Source organism: Spirochaetota bacterium, from assembly GCA_034190085.1.
Classification (GTDB): Bacteria; Spirochaetota; UBA4802; order UBA4802; family JAFGDQ01; genus JAXHTS01.
In genome coordinates this window covers 29,134-53,847 of record JAXHTS010000063.1, presented here as the reverse complement: position 1 = coordinate 53,847, position 24,714 = coordinate 29,134, and the positions used below count along the sequence as shown (strand labels likewise).

The following is a 24,714-nucleotide window of genomic DNA, read 5'->3' as shown; positions in this document are numbered from 1 at the left end:
CCCCTGGCTCTCGCATGAGCATAAGCCTTCACTATTACAGGTCGCTTTTTGATTCAGCTATGATAAGCCGGGTACTTTTTCACCTTGAGCAGATATTGCGGGTGTTAGTTTCTGATCCTGGTTTAAGTGTTAGCGATGTTGATATGCTGACTTCTGATGAGCGGGAGAGGATACTGGTTTCTTTCAATAATACTGCTAAGCCATATCCTTTGGAAAGATGCGTATTTCAAATGATTGAAGATCAGGCAACCAGAGCTCCTGATTCAATAGCAGTGACATTTGAAGATAAGTCTCTTACGTATAATGAATTAAATGGGAAGGCGAATCAACTGGCTCGTTATCTGAGGAAACTGGGCGTTGGCAGAGAGACAATGGTAGGCATGATGCTTGATCGTTCTCTTGAAATGATGATAGCCCTTTTGGGTATTATGAAATCAGGCGGGGCCTATGTGCCAATTGGCACAGAATATCCTGATTCGAGGGTAGATTATATACTTGAGGATACCCTATCCCCAATAGTGCTTACACAGGAGAGGCATGTCCACAGGTTATCCGATAGAAATGTGATGTCCCTTTGCTTGGATAGTCAATGGGAAGATATTGCAAAAGAGGAAGCTTCTAATTTATCCTATCTAAGCGGCCCTGAAGACGTTGTCTATGTCCTCTACACATCAGGCTCCACTGGAATACCGAAGGGAGTTGCATGCATACACCAGGGATTATGTAACCGTCTATTTTGGATGCAGGAGGAGTATCCCCTTTTAGGGGATGATTGTATACTGCAGAAGACTCCATATACATTTGATGTATCGGGATGGGAGTTTTTTTGGGCATTGATGTTTGGAGCAAGGGTTCACTTCTTGAATCCTGGAATGGAGAAGGATCCGCTTAATATCATTAATGTTATAAGCGATAGGGAGATAACCACCATCCATTTTGTTCCATCTATGTTGAGTGGATTCTTAAGGATAATGGATGATGAGAATAGATCATGTTTGAAATCATTGAGGAGGGTATTCTGTTCAGGTGAGGCGCTTTTAGCAGAGCATAGGGATGTATTCTTTAAATACATTGATTGCGAGTTGCATAACCTCTATGGTCCTACCGAGGCATCCATTGACGTGACCTATTATGAATGTAGTCCCAGAGATAAATCCAGCGCTATTCCTATTGGCAGACCCATTGCAAATATGGAGGTATATATACTGGATAGAAATATGAATCCAGTGCCTATTGGCATAGCAGGTGAGATATATCTTGCTGGTCTAGGTCTTGCAGAGGGGTATATAAATAAGCCTGAGAAGACGGATGAGGTCTTTATACCCAGCGCTCAATCGAGATATGGCAGGCTATATAGAACTGGCGATCTTGGCAGGTGGCTCTATGATGGAAGTATCGAATATTTGGGTAGGATTGATAACCAGGTTAAGATCAGGGGTAACCGCGTAGAGTTGGGAGAGATCGAGGCGTGCTTACTCTCTTATGATGGCATAGTGGATGTGGTTGTGGTAGCCAGGGATGATCCGGAAGGGAATAAGTACTTGGCAACCTTTTATGTTTCGGATGTTGAGTTTTCCACGAGCTCACTTCGTTCACATATAGGCGAGAATTTGCCTGATTATATGATTCCATCCCGCTTTATGCTTATGGAGAGTCTGCCGTTGACGCCTAATGGCAAGATTGACCGTAAGGCTCTCCCAGATATAAATGGTTTACGGCCTGTGATGGAGAGGGTGTATGCTGCGCCCAGAGATGATTTAGAGCGGGTATTGGCTTTAGCTTGGCAGGAGGTCTTGGGTATTGATAAGGTAGGCATATATGATAATTTTTTTGATTTGGGTGGGCACTCATTGTTAATCCTGAAGGCGATTGCGAAATTAAAGTTGTCCTATCCCATTACGATCCAGGATTTTTTCGATTATCAGACAATAGCGGATCTTGCACAGAAAGCCCGTGAACGAATGGAAACTGAGGGAAAGGAGTCTGATATTTCTATGACTGAGGATGATACTACTATAGAAATTGAAAAAAACAGGATCATACCAATCTCAGGGCAAAAGGAAAATCTTAAGGCAGTACTCCTTACCGGAGTGACCGGTTATCTTGGTGCCCATCTCCTCTATGAACTCTTGAATAAAACCAATGCGCATGTCTATTGTCTCATCCGTGGAGAGAGTAAAGAACATATTATACAACGTGTTTTATCTACCATGGATTTTTATTTTAATCTGATTGAGGTGGATTGTTCAAGAATAACACCAATCCTAGGCGATCTGGAGATTGATGGGATATGTTTAGATGTTGATGATATGTGGATGCTGCTTGAGAAAGTGGACACAATCGTGCATTCTGCTGCTGATGTCAGGCACTATGGCGAGTATTCTCATTTTGAAAAAATAAATGTAATGGGCACAAAGAGATTGCTTGATCTAGCAAGGATAGGAAATTGTAAGAGATTCCATCATATATCAACATTAAGCATTTCAGGGGATTATATCCCCAATATGTCTCAAATCGTATTCAGTGAATTGGACTATAATAGGGGACAGGTGCTCAATAATGTTTATGGAAGGAGCAAATTCGAGGCTGAGTCTTTAGTGAGGGATGCGACGGGCAATGGATTTAACGCTACTATTTATAGGATTGGTGCATTGGTGGGAGACTCCACAACCGGGAAGTTCCAACGCTCCATAGATACCAATGCATTCTATGGACTAATTAAGGCAATAATTCAGATGGGTGTTGTGCCAGGTGATAGCGACGGACAATTGGATATGACCCCCGTTGATTCTTGCAGAGATGCAATAGTTAATCTTATGTTGCTTCCAGAGACATCAGGTCATACCTTTCACCTGTACAATCCCAACCTGATTACCATAAACAATCTAAGAGAACAATTATCATCCTTTGGATATAATATTCAGTCCCTAAGTGTAGAAGATTATGCTACTGCTATACAAAATGCCTTAGAGAACAAGGAGTTGGAGGAGGTTGTTCAAAAGCTTATCCCCTATATTACAGCTTCCTTTACACCTAAGACTAGGGTGAAATACGATAATCGTATTTCAAGCCATTTCTTAGATTCAGTAGGATTTAGATGGCCCTCTCTGGACAGAGAATTACTAAAAAGGCTGATTAAATATTGTGTGACAACAGGATTTGTAAAATCATCAGAAATATAAGAATATAGATGATGAGATGTGATTTCATGGTGATCTGTGAATTCCGTCATTTGAATGTTATGGAATTTTTGGGAAGATTATGCACTATTTGTCAAAGAAGAATATAGCTGACATTTACCCCCTGTCCCCTATGCAACAGGGGATGCTCTTTCATACCCTGTATGAGCCGCAGCAATCGGTTTATTTTGAACAGTTCTGTTGCATAATAGAAGGGACTCTATACCTGAAACACCTTGAAGACGCATGGAATTATCTCATAGATCAGTATCCGGTATTTAGAACCGTCTTCAATTGGAAGGATGCAGGCCAGCCAGTTCAACTCGTATTGAAGAAACGACCCATAAGCATCAAGGTGCATCATCTTAATGATCTGGATAATAAGGGGCAGAAAGAGAGAATAGAAGAGATTTTACGTTTAGATAGGCAAGACCCCTTTGATATGGCAAAGGGTCCGCTAATGCGTTTGCAGGTAATTGAACTGGAGTCGAATAGGAATTATTTTATATGGAGCTATCATCATATCCTCTTGGATGGATGGTGCCTCTCTCATATTATTACAGATCTCTTTGCTGCATACACCTCTTTAAGAAATGATCAGCCCCTGCCAGTACTTTTACGACCACCCTACAAGAATTATATATCTTGGCTTGCCAAGCAGGATATGGAGAGGGCTAAACAATTTTGGAGTGAATATCTCCATGGATTTGACACACCAACAGAATTACTGTGGGATTATAAGTCACTAAAGTGCGAGCGTAGGATTGAGAAGAGGGAGATAAGGCTATCTGAAGATATCACAGATTCGCTCGAGTCATTCGCCCGTAATCAGAGGATTACCTCTAGTACATTGATTCAGGCCGCCTGGGGAATCCTGCTTGGTCGCTACAGTAATAGTGATGATGTTGTTTTCGGCATTACGGTTTCCGGCAGACCAGCCTCGCTCACCGGTTCAGAGGAGATGATAGGGCTATTTATCAATACACTTCCTATGAGGGTTGGTCTCACCTCCACAGTTGCTGAGATGCTCGAAAATATTCAAGAGGGATTTTCAGAGATGCAGGGATTTGAGTATTCATTCCTCCCTGAAATCAAGGCATGCAGTCAGGTTCCTGCTGGGGAGGACCTCTTTAATAGCATTGTTGTATTCGAGAACTATCCCCTTGATCCCAATTCCCTCTCTATTGATGAGGATCTGATTTTATCTGACATGAAGATGTTGGAGGAGACAAATTTTGATTTGTGCCTGGTCGTTATGCCTGGAAATCAGATGGAGATCTCTCTCTCCTATGCAGGGGATCGATTTAAGGAAAAAACCATAGAATGTATGCTGGAGCATTTGCGCAATATACTTGTTCACATGATTCAGAATCCTTTATGTAACGCAAATTGCATTGAGATCATGGGAACTGGAGAGAAAAGGATGCTTCAGGAATTCAATATCACAGATACCCTTTACCCTGATCACAGTTGCATTCACGAACTTATTGAGGAGCGGGTGGATGAGAATTCTGATGGGATAGCCATTGTGGATGGTGATGAATGCTTAACCTATGTAGATATGGATGAGAGGGTTAATAGGTTGGCGCATTATCTCAGAACAAGAGGGATTCGGCCTGATATGTGTGTGGGCGTATTTTTGGATCGCTCTACAGATCTGGTTGTTGGGTTGCTTGGAATAATAAAAGCTGGTGGCGCTTATGTGCCATTGGACCCGGAATATCCCAAGGCAAGGCTTGAATACATGATTGATGATTGTGATGCCGGGATGATCTTAACCCATTCATCAATGTTGAAGGAATTGCCACCCTATCAAGGCGAGATAATCTGTTTGGATAGGGACTGGAGGGATATCAGCAGGATGCCAAGTTTTAGGCCGGAGGTGATAAATACTAATGTGGATCTAGTCTATGTAATTTATACATCCGGATCAACTGGTAGTCCCAAGGGTATTGAGGTTGAACATAGGGGATTGGTAAATTACATCTCCTGGGCTCTCACCTACTATGATATTAAAGCACATGAAGGTTTTCCCTTATATACGTCCATCTCCTTTGACCTTACTGTAACCAGCATCTTTGCGCCCTTAGTTGCAGGGGGATGCATTGAGATCCAACCACAGGGTCTTGATCCAAATACGCTTATCGAGCAAATGCTCATAAGCGAAAGATGCGATATTGCTAAGCTTACCCCTGCTCATCTGGATATTGTCGATCGGCTTACAGATGAAGGTCTTGAGAAATCTGAGAAATTGAATAGGTTTATCATTGGAGGCGAGGCTCTATCAGCAAATGTCTCCAGGTCAATGTTGAATAAATACGCGGATTTGATCATCTATAATGAGTACGGGCCTGCGGAGACTGTTGTCGGATGTATAGTATATAGGTTTTCCAGGCTGAATCCCGAATGCTCTAATGTCCCCATAGGGAAGCCTATAGCTAACACTAGGATATATATACTGGATAAGAATTTAAACCTGATGCCAATAGGCGTTCCTGGTGAGATATATATTTCCAGCCCGGGTGTGGCGAGGGGGTACTTGAACAAGGCTGATCCCACTGCCCAAGCCTTTGTGTCAAATCCATTTATTGATGGGGAGAGGATGTATCGCACTGGCGACATAGGCAGGTGGCTCTCGGACGGTAACATCGAGTTCCTTGGTAGGGTTGACCATCAGGTTAAGATCAGGGGTTATCGCATAGAGCTTGGCGAGGTGGAGGCGGCATTATGCAAGTATGATGGCATTCAGGATTGTGTTGTGCTGGACATGGAGGAGGCCTCAGGCAGCAGACACCTTGTCGGATATTATGTGAGTGATGATGAGATATCTTCAAGCGAGATAAAGGCCTTTTTGAGGGAGAGGTTGCCTGAATATATGATTCCGTTGCGTTTTGTATCTCTGAATGAATTACCCTTGACACCCAATGGCAAGGTAGACAGGGATGCGTTGCTCGATATGAGGAGGGCTGGAGATGTAGTGAAAAGTGAATATATTGCGCCTCGAAGTGAAGTGGAGTGTGTCCTGGTCGAAATATGGACAGAGATATTTGGCCTAGAGAGGATCGGAATATATGATAATTTTTTTGATATGGGAGGCGATTCCATCACTAGCCTTCAGGTTGTTGGTAGACTGAAGAAGAGGGGTTATGTAATTCGTCCAAAGGACATATTTGAACGCCAAAACATAGTCGAGCTTGCCGCTGTAGCGGTGATAAGCGATGGCGTAAGGACTGAGCAAGGGCCTGTAATCGGTGAGGCATCTCTAACACCGATACAGAAGTGGTTTTTTGAACTGGGATTGGCAAACGAGAATCACTTCAATCAATTCTTAATATTTAAGTGTGGCGCGAGCATTGACGAGGATGCATTGAGGAGGAGCTTGCAGCTCTTAATAGAGCATCACGATGCACTGAGGATGCGTTTTTATGATGGCAAGCAGGTGAATCAGCCTCTTGGTGAGAAGGTTTCTCTAGTTGTAAGGGATATTGATAACCGCGTTGCACTAAAGGATGGAATTAACAGCCTCTTAACATCCCTTAACATAGCGGATGGGCCTCTCTTTCGGGCCGGTCTATTCCGAATCGATGGCGTTGATTACTTGGCATTAGTGTGTCACCATCTTGTTGTTGACGGCGTTTCATGGAGGATACTGCTGGAGGATATAGTCAGTGCATATGAATCTCTGTTAAGCGGAAAGGAGATCGAGCTTCCGGATAAGACAACATCCTTCAGGGAATGGGCGCAATGCATTTCAGAATATGCTTCAAGGTCCGATCTCATGAATGAACTCTCCTACTGGAGGGGAAGGACGTCAGATTCTGTACACCGGCTTGTGATAGATCATGATTATGGCGCTAATGATGTTGCGTCATCAGATGTTGTGCGTGTAGTGATCAGCGGGGGGTGTGCAAATAATCTGCTGCGAGATGCGAACAGGGCATACCATACTGAGGTGAATGAACTCCTGATCACCTCCCTGATGCGAGCGGTGCAGGGTTGGTCTTCCCTTGATGAGGTGATATTCGATCTTGAGGGGCATGGCCGGGAGGAGATAATAGATGGCATTGATGTATCACGAACCGTTGGGTGGTTCACAACCATCTGCCCTGTCACACTCGGGGTTAGCCCTGAGGAGGATATTGGATATCATATCAGATATGTTAAGGAAAACCTGCGCGCTATGCCGCATAAGGGTTTAAATTATGGTGTGCTCAAGTATATGAGAGATGCTGATCTCATCCCTTGCGGCGAATCGGAGATCCTGTTTAATTACCTTGGGCAGATAAACAATATTGGATTCGAAGGACTTTTAGAGCCCGTATATGAGATGAATTTTCTACGTGGTGATCCTATAAATAACCGAAGTCACCTCATAGATATCAATTGTATTGTTCAGGATTTAAAGCTATTTATAGATGTTGGTTACAGCAGAAACAAATACAGGGATGATACCTTACACGCTCTAGCACAAGGACTAGTTCGAGAGATCGAGAATGTGGTTCAACACTGCATGCTAGTTGAGTGTTCGCGTTATACGCCCTCGGATTTTTCGCTTGTAGATGTCTCTCAAGAGTTTTTGGATGAGTACAGGGATGAGATAGATGATATCTATCCCTTATCACCCGCTCAGGATGGGATGTTGTTCCATTCTATATTGGAGCATGAAGACCCAGTATACTTTGAGCAGCGTTCCTTAAAAATTAAGGGGCCTTTGGATATAGAGTCCTTTAGGTCTGCCTGGAACCATTTGATTTCCATTAACCCAATATTTAGAACCGTATTCAGATGGTCTGGTGTTAAGTATCCAGTCCAGATTGTCTTAAAAAATCTACATGTGAGCCTTGATGTGCATGATATTGCTGGGCTTGACAAAGAAGGCCAGGAGGAGAGGATTCATGCATTTCTGAAGAGCGATAGAGACAACCCCTTTGATATGGAAAAGGGCCCTCTCATAAGATTGAACCTATTCATACTAGGGGAGAAGCTGCATCGTTTTGTGTGGAGTTTCCATCACATCCTGCTGGATGGATGGTCTTTGCCTATTATCCTAAAGGACTTTTTTGATACCTACCTCTCTTCTGTTAGGGGCAATGCCCCACCCAGACCTCAGAGACGATCCTTTAGGGATTACATCTCATGGTATTTGGAACAGGACAGCAAGGCTGCCCTTGAGTTTTGGAAATCGCACTTGGGAGATCTCGAAGCCATTACTCCCCTGCCTATGGACAGACCTTTTAATGAAACCTATGTGACGGATATGGGAGAGGAGAGACTCCTCCTCACGGAGGAATTCTCAGCCCATTTGAGGGATTTATCCAAGAAGGAACGCATCACCCTGAGTACCCTGATTCAGGCGGTATGGGCTATCCTCCTATCTCGATACAGCGGACAAGAGGATGTGGTCTTTGGAAGCGTTGTATCCGGCAGGCCTGCTGAGCTTAGTGGTTCTGAGGATATGGTCGGACTCTTCATTAACACCCTGCCAGTGAGGATCACTCTTGCCGAGGATATGACCCTTACTGAGCTTTTCCAATCACTTCAGGACTTGTTGCTCCGTATAAGGGATTATGAATACTCGTTATTGCCGGATGTTAAGGATGTGAGCGCTATTCCCAGGTCTCAGAATCTCTTTGACAGTATAGTGGTATTTGAAAACTATCCATTAGAATCTCTTTCAGAAATAGAGAATCATAGCTTAGAAATTTCAGACATTTACGGCTTTGAGATGACCAATTTTCCATTGACCCTGGTTATTGTGCCTGGTGCGCGCATGAGTTTAAATATGCAATACTACAGATCACTATTTGATCAAGGGACAATCAGCCGCATGATGGGTCATATGCATCAGATTTTATGCGCTGTTATTGAGAATCCCTCTAGGAGGATATCAGAGCTGGATATCCTCACACCTATAGAGAGACAAAATGTTCTGGTTTCCTTTAATACTACATATGTTAATTATCCTAAGGATAAGTGTTTGCATCAGCTGTTTGAGGAGCAGGCGGATCTCACTCCGGAAAGGCCCGCTGTAGTCTTTTATGATGGATTCTATACTTATGGCGAGTTGAATGCAAGGTCCAATCAATTGGCAAGGCATCTCAGGGAACAGGGGGTAGACTCAGGCGCTATTATCAGCATGATGATTTCTGAGCCCTTGGATGCCATCGTAGCCATTCTCGGTATCCTGAAATCAGGGTGCGCCTATCTTTATATGGATGTTGATTATCCTAAAATTCGTATAGATCATATGATAGATGAGAGCGATGCGCCTGTGGTTCTTACAATGGAGGCTCATTTAGACAAGCTATCAGGCTATCAGGGGGGAATAGTATGCCTTGATAGGGATTGGGATTATATTTCGTATTATGATGTGTCAAATCTTCAGTGTGATATCTTGCCTGAAGATGCGGCCTATGCCCTCTACACCTCAGGGTCAACCGGAAAGCCAAAGGGGGCGCTCATCCCTCATCGCGGGGTAGTGAACCTTGTGTACGCCCTTCAGAAAGGCATCTACTCCAATTATTCTGATCCTCTTCACGTTGCCCAGCTTGCATCCTTTTCATTTGACGCATCGGTTCAGCAGATTTTTGCCAGTCTCATTTTGGGCCATACCCTTTATCCAATCCCTAATACCATAAAGAGGGATGTTTCTCTGCTGATAGACTATATTCTGGATAATAAAATAGAGATCATAGATGGCACGCCATCCTTATGGGAATTATTTATAGATGGTGGGATTTCTGATAGATCGGGTCTTGAGTTGAAACATATCATTGTTGGCGGTGAGGCCTTGCCAAAAAAGCTTATAGAGCGTTTTTATGATGGATCTTATGGTAAAGGGACAAAGTGGACAAATGTATACGGAGTTACTGAGAGTTCGGTTGATTCCACCGTTTGTCTGGTTGAACTTGATGCCATTGGCGGTAGCCTATATGTCCCAATCGGCAAGCCAATCGCAAACACGTGGATATATATATTTGATGAACACATGAGACTTGTGCCTGTGGGTGTGCCAGGGGAGATGTACATTGGAGGCGATGGCCTTGCATTGGGATATTTGAATAATCCTGAGGAGACGAGGCAAAGGTTTATAGACGATTCCATAAATAAAGGTAAAAGGCTCTACAGGACTGGCGACCTGGGCAAATGGCTTCCTGATGGCAATATATTATTTTTGGGGAGAATTGATCAACAGGTTAAGATCAGGGGCTTCCGTATTGAACCTGGTGAAATAGAGGCCGTTCTCTCAGCTTATCCGGATGTGAGCGAATGCGTGATTGTTGATAAACTTGACAATTCTGGCAACAGGTTTCTTGTGGCCTACTATGTTTCAAGGAGAGAACTCTCTGCGTCCAGTCTGAGAGATTTTCTTGGGAAATCCCTGCCAGACTATATGATCCCCCTAAGATTCGTAGGCTTAGATTCGTTTCCAATGAATCGAAGCGGCAAGCTGAACAGGAATGCTTTACCGGATATTGATGACATGCGTCCTGTCCTGGAGACAGAATATGTGGCTCCCAGAAATAATATTGAGCGGACATTGACTGAGATATGGCAGGATCTATTAGGGATTGAAGGGGTTGGTGTGAGGGATAACTTCTTTGACCTTGGCGGACACTCTCTAAAGGCAATGCGTGTCGTATCCAGGATAAAGAAGGAACTCAATGTTGAGATCCCATTGAGGGCGATATTTGAAGATCCCAGCATAGAGGGCATAAGCAGGGTCATATCAATGTGGAATCACAGAGTTCTTGGCAATATTGAGCCCTTGCCGAAGATGACTTCCTATCCCTTATCCCATGCTCAGAAGAGACTATGGTTTTTAGATCAACTGATTCCTAATTCAATAGCCTATAATATACCCACCGCTTTTATTGTCAACGGTGATCTTGATATCGTTGCCATGAACCAGGCTCTCCAGTTTGTCGTTGAAAGACATGATATATTAAGAACCACCTTTACAGATGAGGATGGAAGGCCTGTGCAGGTAGTGGCTGATGAAATGCCGATTGAGGTGAATATTATTGATAGTGGCAATGTTAAAGAGCTTGCGGCGAGTGAGGCCTCCAGACCCTTTGATCTTAGCAGTCTTCCTCTATTCAGGGTGAGTCTGTTTAGTATAGGTGATGAGAGGCATCTGGTTCTCTTTACTATGCACCACATCATCTCGGATGGGTGGTCAATGCAGATATTGATAAAGGAATTGTTATTGAGTTACTCCTCTATCAAGAGGTGTGAGAATCCCCGTCTTCCTGAGTTGCCTGTGCAATATAGGGATTATGCCGCTTGGCAGAATAGTATGCTATTGATGAGCGAATTAAAGGAGCAGGAGGAATATTGGTTAGGGAAGCTGGGAGGGGATTTGCCTGTGTTGGATCTGCCGACTGATCGTGCAAGACCTTCAATGCTGACACAAAATGGATCCACATACAGATTTATAATAGGGTCTGATCTGGCAATAGGGATAAGGAACCTAACTAAACAGAGAGATTTAACACTCTTCATGGTTTTGCTCGCTGTTTTCGATATCCTGTTGTTGAGATTGAGCAATCAGGATGATATCATCGTTGGTTCTCCAGTGGCGGCTAGGAATCATTCAGATGTTCACGATTTAATAGGCTTTTTTGTAAATACTTTGGCCTTGCGTGTCGATCTGGGAGGTAATCCCAAATTTGAGGAACTTATGCAGCGCGTAAGGGAGACATGCCTAGATGCATATTCGAATCAGGATTACCCCTTTGATCGTTTCATAGATATCCTGAATCCACCCCGGGATGCAAGCAGGAGCCCAATATTCAGCGTAATGTTTATACTTCAAAATGAGATGGATATCCTCACCTCCTTAAGCGTGGAGGGGCTCACCATAGAGGAGATCATAGATGAACAGACGAGTGCGAAGTTTGATCTTACATTGCTGATATTCGAGTTCAATGACAGATTCGAGGCCCAATTTGAATACAACACAGACCTCTTTGATGAAGCTACAATTGAGAGGTTTTCCCATTACTTCATAACGCTTTTATTCGATGTGACGAAATATCCCTCTAATAGGTTGTCTGAATATAAAATTTTGAATGATGTAGAAAGAAATAAACTCTTGATTGAGTTTAATGACACCCAGGCATTATATCCTGAGGCTTTGTGTTATCATCAGATCTTTGAGGATCAGATTGCTAATATGCCGGATAATGTAGCTTTGATATTTGGGGATACTCAGCTTACCTATAGCGAGTTAAATGAGAGGGCTAACAGGTTAGCCTGGTTGTTGAGGTCAAAGGGGGTTAGGCCGGACAGTATAGTTGGGATAATGGTTAATCGATCAACTGAGATGATAGTAGGGCTACTGGCAATATTGAAGGCTGGCGGTGCCTATCTTCCAATAGATCCTGAATATCCGGAAGAGAGGGTGCGATATATGCTTGAGGATAGCGATGTAGGGATTATGTTGACTCAGGGTGGATTGATATCCAAGGTTTTGGGGTGTGGTTTTAGTAGCGAAATCATTGATATATTTGATGAGGGATCCTATGGGGCAAATAGCACTAATTTGAGTAATATCGCTTGCCATGGTGATCTGGCATATGTGATCTACACCTCTGGCTCAACAGGAAAACCCAAGGGCGTGATGATAGAGCATAGGAATGTGGTTAATTTTATTGCGGGGATGGCGTCAACAATAGACTTCTCATCGAATAAGACAATATTGGCATTAACCACAGTTTCCTTCGATATATTTGTTTTGGAGACCCTCTTAGCATTGGCTAAGGGCTTGAGGATTGTAATAGCAAATGAGATGGAGCAGAGCGATCCTGAGTTGTTGAGGAATTTAATAAATGATAACCGTGTCAGCATGTTGCAGGTGACGCCATCAAGGTTGAAGTTGCTGAAGGGCTATGGAAATATGGCAGAGTGTATGAGCGGACTGAGTGAGTTGATTGTGGGCGGAGAACCCTTCCCTGATAATCTGCTTACAGAGTTAAAGGATGCATTTGATGGCAGAATATATAATGCATATGGGCCTACGGAGACGACTGTCTGGTCAACGCTTAAGGATTTAACGGAGACTGAAGAGATAAATATTGGGAGACCGATATCCAATACACGGGTATATATTATAGATGATTATAATAGGTCTCAACCAATAGGGGTAGCTGGGGAGTTATGTATTGGAGGAGAGGGCCTTGCAAGGGGGTATCTGAATAAGCCTGAGCTGACATCTGAGAGATTTATTGAAAATCCCTTTGTTCCTGACGAGAGGATCTATAGGACTGGAGATCTTGCATGTTGGCTGCCCAATGGTGAAATTGAGTTTTTTGGTAGATCGGACTATCAGGTTAAGATCAGGGGTTATCGCATTGAGCTTGGAGAGATAGAGACGCGTTTATGTGAACACTCTTCAATCAGTGATGCGGTGGTGGTTGATAGGCATGATGCTGGTGGCGATCAGTGTCTTGTCGCTTACTGCGTTTCTGAGGTTGAGCTTTCCACAAACGATCTCAGGGAATTTCTCAAAATGACGCTTCCGAATTACATGATACCATCGCGTTTTATTGTGCTGGATACGATACCCTTGACCCCCAATGGGAAGGTAGACAGGGATAGGTTGCCTGAGATTGATGGTATTGGCACTGTTGTGGATAGGGAGCCTATACCACCTCGCGATGAGAGGGAGGAGCATATATCATCCATATGGCAGGAAGTATTAGGGGTATCCGATATCGGGATATACGACAACTTTTTTGACCTTGGCGGCCACTCTCTTTTGGCGACCCAGGTCATCTCCCGGATAAGGAAGGGGTTTGGTGTTGATATCCCCCTGAGGATTATATTTGATGAGCCTAACATAGCTGGTTTAGCCATTGCGGTTAGTGATTATCGATCAGTGAAATATAGCTCAATAGAGCCCTTGGCCAGGCAGGAGTATTATGAGCCTTCCCATGCACAGAAGAGACTTTGGTTTTTGGATCAACTGACACCTGATTCCTCGGCCTACAACATTTCCTCAGTCTTCATAATAAAGGGTGATTTGGACATAGAGATTCTGAACCGCGCCATGCATCTTGTGGTTGATAGACATGAGACGCTGAGAACCACATTTACGAGCCTCAATGGTCATCCGGTGCAGGTGATCTCTGATGATGTTAGGTTTGAAGTGAATATATTGGGTGAGGGTGATTTGACTCATTTTGTATTGGAGGAGGCATTTAGACCCTTTGACCTTACGAAGCTGCCGCTCTTCAGGGTCAACCTATTGAGATTGGGAGATGGCCGTCATCTTTTTATCTTTACGATGCACCACATCATATCAGACGGCTGGTCCATGCAGTTATTGATAAGGGAGTTGGCGCTCTGCTATGGTTTTTTGAGTATGGGCGAGGAGCCTGTACTTCCTGAGTTGCCTGTACAATACAGGGATTATTCAGCCTGGCAGAATTCCTTATTGGATAGCGGTGAATTGGAGACACAAGAGGAGTATTGGTTGGATATGTTGGGTGGGGATTTGCCGGTGTTGGATTTTCCTTTAGACCGCCCTAGGCCCTCAATACAGGGTCAGAATGGTGCAATCTATAGGTTTACTATAGGCGATGATCTTCCCTCAGGGCTGAGGTCTATATCCAGGGATGGTGATTTTACGTTATTCATGGCCTTGCTTGGGGTATTTGATATTTTTTTAATGAGGTTGTGTCAACAGGATGACATAATTGTCGGCTCTCCGATAGCCGGCAGGAATCATCCTGATATACAGGATTTGATAGGCTTTTTTGTAAATACCCTTGCCCTGCGGGTGGATTTGAGCGGTGATCCGAGTTTTGAGGAGTTGTTGTTACGCGTAAGGGATGTCTGTTTAGGCGCGTATTCGAATCAGGATTATCCCTTTGATCGTTTGATAGATCTTCTTAATCCTGTTCGGGACATGAGCAGGAGTCCGATATTCAATGTGATGTTGGTAGTACAGAATGAGGCTGATAAATATTTATTTACGAATGTGGATGGTTTGAGTCTTGAAGAGTATGATGAGATAGATGAGGTATGGAGGACGTCCAAGTTTGATTTGAGTCTATTTATATTTGAGTATAATGATCGTTTTGAAGCTCAATTTGAATACAATACAGATCTTTTTGATATTGAGACCATAGAGAGGTTTTCAGGTTATTTCCGGAATATTCTATCAGAGGCAGTGTCAGATCCTGGGAAACCAATATCTGAATATGAGATTATAGGCGAGGAAGAGAGAAATCGCCTGCTAATCGAGTTTAATGATACATATACTGAGTTTCCAGAGGACCTGTGCATTCACGAACTGATAGAGAAGACATCAACCAGATATCCTGATAGAATTGCGCTTAGGGCAGGTGATGAGCATCTTACCTATAGGGATTTGGAGATGAATGCCAATAGACTGGCGCATTATCTGAGGTTGCGGGATATACGAAATGATAGCCGGGTAGGCATATTCATGGATCGTTCTATAGGGATGATTGTGGGCATACTTGGGATATTGAAGGCAGGCGGGGCCTACGTACCCTTGGATATCGAGTATCCTGAACAGAGGCTTGAGTATATGTTGAGCGATTCAGATGTGAAGTTGATATTAACCCATTCATCGGTATTTGAAGGGCTTCCACGTTATAATGGTGAGATTCTCTGCTTGGATAGGGGTTGGGATGAGATTAGCAGGATGCCAAGCTCAAGCCTTGAGATGATAAATACGAGCAGGGATCTCGTTTATGTGATCTATACATCTGGATCAACAGGTCAGCCAAAGGGTATTGAGATAGAGCATAGGGGACTGGTCAACTATATAATCTGGGCACTGCACTACTATGATATTGAAGACCATGGCAGCTTTCCCCTCTACACCTCCATGTCCTTTGACCTGACTGTGACGAGTATATTTGCACCCTTAGTAGCTGGAGAGTGCATTGAGATATATCCAGGAGATACAGATCCTGTCTCTCTTATTGAGGAAGTATTTAGGAGCGGGATGAGTGATATTGCGAAGCTTACGCCTGCCCATTTGGAGATCGCTGATCGCTTAACGGATGACGATCTCAGAAAATCAGGGAATTTGAATAGGTTAATCCTTGGTGGCGAGGCTCTTTCGGCAAAGGTCTCTAGGTCGATACTAAAAAAGTACCCAGGTCTCATCATTTATAATGAGTATGGCCCAGCAGAGACAGTAGTAGGATGCATAGCCTACAAGTTTGACAGTTTGGATTCTAGTTGCATTAATATTCCTATTGGGAAACCCATAGCAAACACCAAAATATACATACTGGATAAGGATATGAAGCTGGTGCCCATTGGTGTTCCTGGAGTGATCCATATCTTCAGTCCGGGTGTTGCGAGGGGTTACCTAAATAAGCATGATATTACATCCAAGAGCTTTTTGTCAAGTCCTTTTTCTGAGGGAGAGAGGTTATATAGCACAGGCGACCTTGGCAGATGGCTCCATGACGGGAATGTCGAGTATCTGGGTAGGGTAGATGATCAGATAAAGATTAGGGGTTATCGTATAGAACCTAGGGAGGTTGCTTCTGTAATCAGCCTTTATGATGGTATACATGATAGTGTTGTGATGGACAGGGAGGATGACAGGGGGGAGAGATACCTGATAGGGTATTATGTGAGTGTTGATGATATATCATCCGGAGAACTAAAGTCCTTTGTAAAAGAGAGCCTGCCTGATTACATGATTCCAGCACGTTTTGTGAGATTAGATTCGATACCCTTGACCCCTAATGGGAAGGTAGACAGGGATAGGTTGCCTGAGATTGATGGTATTGGCACTGCTGTGGATAGGGAGCCTATACCACCTCGCGATGAGAGGGAGGAGCATATATCATCCATATGGCAGGAAGTATTAGGGGTATCCGATATCGGGATATACGATAACTTCTTTGATCTTGGCGGCCACTCTCTTTTGGCGACCCAGGTCATCTCCCGGATAAGGAAGGGGTTTGGTGTTGATATCCCCCTGAGGATTATATTTGATGAGCCTAACATAGCTGGTTTAGCCATTGCGGTTAGTGATTATCGATCAGTGAAATATAGCTCAATAGAGCCCTTGGCCAGGCAGGAGTATTATGAGCCTTCCCATGCACAGAAGAGACTTTGGTTTTTGGATCAACTGACACCTGATTCCTCGGCCTACAACATTTCCTCAGTCTTCATAATAAAGGGTGATTTGGACATAGAGATTCTGAACCGCGCCATGCATCTTGTGGTTGATAGACATGAGACGCTGAGAACCACATTTACGAGCCTCAATGGTCATCCGGTGCAGGTGATCTCTGATGATGTTAGGTTTGAAGTGAATATATTGGGTGAGGGTGATTTGACTCATTTTGTATTGGAGGAGGCATTTAGACCCTTTGACCTTACGAAGCTGCCGCTCTTCAGGGTCAACCTATTGAGATTGGGAGATGGCCGTCATCTTTTTATCTTTACGATGCACCACATCATATCAGACGGCTGGTCCATGCAGTTATTGATAAGGGAGTTGGCGCTCTGCTATGGTTTTTTGAGTATGGGCGAGGAGCCTGTACTTCCTGAGTTGCCTGTACAATACAGGGATTATTCAGCCTGGCAGAATTCCTTATTGGATAGCGGTGAATTGGAGACACAAGAGGAGTATTGGTTGGATATGTTGGGTGGGGATTTGCCGGTGTTGGATTTTCCTTTAGACCGCCCTAGGCCCTCAATACAGGGTCAGAATGGTGCAATCTATAGGTTTACTATAGGCGATGATCTTCCCTCAGGGCTGAGGTCTATATCCAGGGATGGTGATTTTACGTTATTCATGGCCTTGCTTGGGGTATTTGATATTTTTTTAATGAGGTTGTGTCAACAGGATGACATAATTGTCGGCTCTCCGATAGCCGGCAGGAATCATCCTGATATACAGGATTTGATAGGCTTTTTTGTAAATACCCTTGCCCTGCGGGTGGATTTGAGCGGTGATCCGAGTTTTGAGGAGTTGTTGTTACGCGTAAGGGATGTCTGTTTAGGCGCGTATTCGAATCAGGATTATCCCTTTGATCGTTTGATAGATCTTCTTAATCCTGTTCGGGACATGAGCAGGAGTCCGATATTCAATGTGATGTTGGTAGTACAGAATGAGGCTGATAAATATTTATTTACGAATGTGGATGGTTTGAGTCTTGAAGAGTATGATGAGATAGATGAGGTATGGAGGACGTCCAAGTTTGATTTGAGTCTATTTATATTTGAGTATAATGATCGTTTTGAAGCTCAATTTGAATACAATACAGATCTTTTTGATATTGAGACCATAGGGAGGTTTTCAGGTTATTTTTGTAATATATTATCAGAGGCAGTGTCAGATCCTGGGAAACCAATATCCCAATATGAGATTATAGGCGAGGAAGAAAGAAATCGGTTATTAGTAGAATATAATAAGACTGGGATAGATTATCCAAGGAATACAACCATTCATGAATTATTTGAGAAGCAAGCTGAGAATTTTCCAGATAATATAGCAGTGGTTATAAAAGAGAATCGGATCACCTATGACCAATTGAATAGAAGGGCAAACAGCCTAGCGAGATTATTACGACAAAAGGGTGTGAAACCTGATTGTATTGTGGGGATGATGTTTGATCGATCCATTGAGATGATCATCGGAATGATGGCAATCCTTAAAGCCGGAGGGGTATATCTGCCGATAGATCCAGATTTTCCGGAAGAGAGAATCAGCTTCATGTTGCAGGACAGTGGAACAGAGATAGTACTGACAACGGAAGGTCTGGCAAGCAGGGCAGGTTTTGTAGAAGAAAAGATATATTTGGATAAAGCTGACGTATTTGTAGGAGATGATTCGAATCTTGAAAATATTAATAATTCCTCTGATTTAGCCTATATCATCTATACATCTGGCACTACTGGAAAACCTAAAGGTGTGATGATCGAACATAAAAATGTAGTAAGGCTTTTGTTTAACGATAAGAATCCGTTCGATTTTGATAGTAACGATGTGTGGACGATGTTTCATTCTTATTGTTTCGATTTTTCAGTATGGGAGATTTATGGGGCTCTGCTCTATGGCGGCAAGTTGATACTGGTGCCAAAAGGAGTCACTAAGGATCCAAAGGAATTATTACAAATATTGGGATCTGAGATGGTAACAGTACTGAATCAAACCCCCTCTTCTTTTTATAATTTAATCAATGCAGAATTGGGCCAACGAGAACATGAATTATCTATTAGATATGTTGTTCTTGGGGGTGAGTCCCTAAAACCTATTAAATTATTGGGATGGAAGGATATCTATCCTGAAACAAAGATAATCAATATGTATGGGATAACGGAGACAACGGTGCATGTCACCTATAAAGAGATGGAGGAGAGGGACATCGAATTAAATGTTAGTAATATCGGAATACCCATACCAACATTATTTACATATATATTAGATGAGAAGCAGGGGTTATTGCCAAAAGGCGTAATTGGAGAATTGTATGTAGGGGGGGAGGGCGTTGCGCGAGGATATTTGAACAGGAAGGAGCTTACAGAGGAAAGATTTGTCGAAGATCCATTCAAGCCTGGGGAGAGGCTTTATCGGTCTGGTGATCTTGTGAGGATTATTGCCGATGGTGAAATGGAATATTGTGGCAGGATTGATCATCAATTTCAAATACGTGGATTTAGGATTGAGTTAGGGGAAATAGAGAATCATATACAGAGACATATAGATATATCTGAAAATATAGTTATAGCTAAGATAGATAATAATGATGAAGTTTTTCTTTGTTCATATTTTGTTGCAGATAGAGAAATTCGATCCTCTGAAATAAGGAAATTTTTATCCAAGAGCCTGCCTGATTATATGATACCATCATATTTTGTACAGATAGATGAAATGCCATTAACACTCAATGGTAAGATTGATAGAAGTGTTTTACCAGAACCTGATATCAAAGCTGATGGAGAATATATCCCACCTCGTAGTGATATGGAGGAGAAGATAGCAGGGATTTGGTCAGAGGTATTGGGTGTTAAGGGGATCGGCATACATGATAATTTTTTTGATTTAGGTGGGCATTCATTGAAGGTGATCCAGGTAATGAGCAAGATAAAGGAGAGCTTTGCCATAGATTTGCCGGTGAGATCGCTTTTTGACGAGCCAACAATTTATGGCCTATCCAGGGTTATATCTGTCCATGATGGATCATTATATCTGCCTATTGAGCCTATAACTAAGAGGGAGTATTATGAACTTTCCCACGCGCAGAGGAGGTTGTGGTTTTTGGATCAGATGTCACCTGGCATATCCACATACAATATCCCAATGGTTTTAGCCATAGAGGGTGAGCTGGATATAGGTTTGATGAGGGAGGCATTACAGATTATTGTTGATCGACATGACTCATTGCGCACGGCCTTCAAAAATTTGGACGGCGAGCCAGTTCAGATTATACTGGATGATATGAAGGCTGAGGTTCATGTAATTTTGAGTAGAGATGATGATTCTATTAAACTAGCTATGGATGAGATTACAAAATCCTTTGATCTTTCTGTTGCCCCGCTTTTCAGGATGACACTATTTATGACTGATAAAGACAGGTATATGCTTGTCTTTATTATGCATCACATCATATCCGACGGGTGGTCTATGGGTATTATGGCAGGGGAGTTTGTTTCAAGTTATCTCGCGCTTAGGGATGGCAAATATCCATCACTATCGGAACTACATGTTCAGTATAAAGATTATGCTTATTGGCAGAAGTCATTATTGATAAATGATTTATTGAAGAATCAGGAGGATTATTGGCTAGGGAAGTTAGGTGGCGATTTGCCAGTGTTGGAGATTCCGACAGATAGACAAAGACCCTCCATTCAGACTCAGTACGGCGCGGCATATAGATTTACGATAGATTGTCATCTGAAGCATGGGATGGAAAGCCTTGCCAGGGTTGAGGATATGACACCCTTTATGATTTTATTCGCTGTCTTTAATCTTCTCATGTTGAGGTTGACGAATCAGGAAGACATAATAATCGGAACACCAATTGCTGGAAGGAATCATCCAGATATTCAGGAGTTGATAGGTTTTTTTGTAAATACACTGGCATTGCGCGTTGATTTGAGCGGCAATCCTAGCTTTGTTGAACTCATGAGAAGGGTGAGGGCGACATGCCTTGAGGCGTATTCAAATCAGGATTACCCCTTTGATCGTTTGATAGATATCCTTAATCCTGTGCGGGATATAAGCAGAAGTCCGGTCTTTGATGTGATGTTTGCATTTAATCAGGATGAGATTGTCCCATCATTGACATCCCAAAAAAATGAAGATATTTGCATAAAGCCGATTGAGGGAGAGCAGGTTGCCTCTAAATTCGACCTGACATTGATCATCTCTGCAAATGAGAAGGGACTTGAGGCACAGTTTGAATATAACATCGACCTTTTTGATGAAAAAACAATTCAGAGATTTGCAGGATATTTTGAGTCTCTCCTATCCGGTGTTGTAAATTGTCCCACTAAGCGGCTAAGTGAGTATGAGATATTGGGGGAGGAGGAGAGGAATAGAGTCCTCTATAATTTTAATGACACATATGTTAATTATCCTAAGACAAATCACATCTATCAGCTATTTGAGGAACAGATGAAGAGGACTCCGGATATGGCTGCTGTTGTCTTTGATGGTAAAACATTAACCTATAGTGAACTCAATGCAAAAGCAAATCAACTAGCCCACTCTTTAAGGAGAAAGGGTGTTCTGGAACAGGACCATGTGGGGATTTTTGCCAAGCGTTCTGATGAGATGATAATATCGCAGCTAGGAGTCTGGAAGGTAGGGGCTGCGTTTGTTCCCATAGATCCAGAGTATCCCCAAAATCGCGTTCGCTTTATGCTCAAGGATTCAAGTGCAAAGATATTGATCGTGCAGAGGGATTTGTTGAGCAGAACGCTGGAATTTGATACAGAGGCTCTCTGCCTTGATGATTGCTGGGGGGAATCCAAGAATTCCCTTGAGGTATCCTCAATGGCTGAGCATGCTGCTTACCTGATCTATACCTCAGGCTCAACAGGTCAACCCAAGGGATCTCAGATTACACATAGGAATTTTGCAAATCTAGTATACTGGCATATCAACACATTCAGCGTAGATGAGCATGACCGAGCCTCTCTTTTGGCAGGCGTTGCTTTCGATGCATCGGTGTGGGAGATATGGCCATATTTACTTAGCGGATCTAGCGTATATCCTCTTGAGATGAATCTTAGCCATATGCTACCCGATGAGCTTGTTATCTGGCTCAGGAAGAACAAAATAACCCGAGCCTTTATTCCCACAAAACTGGCTGAGCTGGTTCTCGGTTTGAATCTTGTGAATCTCTCGCTTAAGACACTCTTCACCGGCGGCGATAGGTTGAGCCTTGTCCCATCACGCCATGCATTTGAAGTGATTAATAATTATGGCCCAACTGAGACTACTGTAGTGGCAACGTCAGGTAATGTGAGCAATTGGGACAATTCAAAGGGAAATCCCCCTATTGGAAGGCCTATATCCAATGTTAAGGTATATATTTTAGATAAACATCTCAATCCTGTTCCTGTGGGTGTTGTTGGCGAGGTCTTCATCAGCGGCTCCTCTGTTGGCAATGGTTATATAAATGACCTAGATAAGACGCATGAGGCCTTTGTCCAAAATCCCTTTTCCGATATTGAAGAGATTATGTATAGGACCGGAGATAATGCTAAATGGATGCCTGACGGTAATATTGATTTTATTGGACGGGTTGACCATCAGTTTGAGATAAGGGGTTACCGGATTGAACCTGGAGAGATCGAGAAGGTATTCCTGAGTCACGAAGCTGTAACTGAATGCGTAGTAATTGATAAGACCAGCGATGATGGTAATGTTATTATTGTGATGTTCTATGTGTTATCCGATGCTTTGAGCGAGGAGGAGGGGCGTTCTTATCTCAATGAGTATCTGCCTAGTTACATGATACCTTCATTGTTTATTCCTCTGGATAGACTCCCCTTAACACCCAATGGTAAGCTGGACAGGAATTCTTTATTGAGAATGATAGAACTGGATGCTCTCTTTTCATCTGAATATGTGCCGCCTAGAAATGATATGGAGCAGGTCTTTGCTGAAGTATGGCAGGGGGTTTTGGGGGTAGAGAGGATAGGTATATATGATAATTTTTTTGATCTGGGAGGGAACTCACTATTGATCCTAAAAGTGCTTGCGCAGTTGAAGCTCAATTATCCTATTACAGTTCAGGATTTTTTTGATTATCAGAGGATTGTTGATTTAGCGCATGTGGCCTTAAAGCGGATGGAAAGTGTGGGCGAGACCCAGGGTGATACTTTTACAGACAAAGAAGTGGCACTGGAGGAATTTGTTGATATTCCTATCTCAGGGAAGAGAGAAAATCCGAAAAATATTTTTCTCACAGGAGTTACAGGCTATCTCGGCGCTCACCTTCTCTATGAGTTTCTAAAAAAGACAGATGCGCATATCTACTGTCTAATTCGTGGAGAAAATCAGGAGCATATTACTGAACGTTTGATTGCTACTCTAGAATTCTACTTCGATTGTAATGATTTGGGTATGTCCAGAATAACCCCAGTCCTTGGGAATCTGGACATCGATGGCCTGAACCTCAGTGTTGATATATCAGAGAGGATTCTCGAAGAAGTGGATACCATTGTGCACTCTGCGGCTGATGTGAGGCACTTTGGTGAATATTCTCATTTTAGGAACATAAACGTGCTGGGCACGAAGAGGCTGCTTGAGTTAGCAAACTCATCAGGCATCAAGAGATTTCACTATATATCCACCTTAAGCGTGTCAGGTAACTATTATCCCAATATGTCTCAGGTGGTGTTTAAGGAGACTGATTTCGATAGGGGACAGGCTCTTGATAACGTTTATGCCAGGAGTAAGTTTGAGGCTGAAGCCCTTGTGAGGGAAGCTATGGAAGGCGGTATTAATGCCACCATCTATAGGGTGGGAACCCTTGTGGGAACATCTTCTACAGGAAAGTTCCAACGCTCTATTGATACCAATGCATTCTATGGTCTCATTAAGGCAATTGCTCATATAGGTGTGATACCTGATGGATCTGATGGACATATCGAGATGACCCCAATTGACTCATGCAGAAAGGCCTTGGTTGAATTTATGCTGCTTCCAGAGACCTCAGGGCGCTGTCTTCATGTCTATAATCCAAACCTTACTACCCTAAAACAATTCACAGGAGTACTAAAAAGAGTTGGATACGATATCAGGTCTTTACCGTTGAAAGAGTGTATAGAAACGATAAAGGATCTTTCTAAGGATGAAGAATTGGGGGATGGGATTGAAATGCTTATTTCACAATTTTCTGACAACCTATCCCCAAAGACCAAGGTGATCTATAATCATGGTATTGCGTCACATTTTCTTGATTCTGTTGGATTTGAATGGCCAGTTTTGGATAATGAACTCATAAATAGGCTCATTCAATATTGTATTTCCGCAGATTTCCTAAATCCCCCAGTGCCTAGTGAGGAATAG

The 24,714-nt window shown here is 42.9% G+C and carries 2 protein-coding genes; both read left to right on the top strand.

Translation table 11 applies throughout. The features are described 5' to 3' along the window. Positions 1 to 3,182, top strand: a 3,182-nt coding sequence (locus SVZ03_12315) for an amino acid adenylation domain-containing protein (GenBank protein MDY6934989.1), incomplete at its 5' end; no start/stop codon positions are given. An 88-nt stretch (positions 3,183 to 3,270) separates the two neighbouring features. Beyond that, positions 3,271 to 24,714: a non-ribosomal peptide synthase/polyketide synthase gene (locus tag SVZ03_12310; GenBank protein ID MDY6934988.1), complete on the top strand. Its 21,444-nt coding sequence runs from the start codon at positions 3,271 to 3,273 to the stop codon at positions 24,712 to 24,714.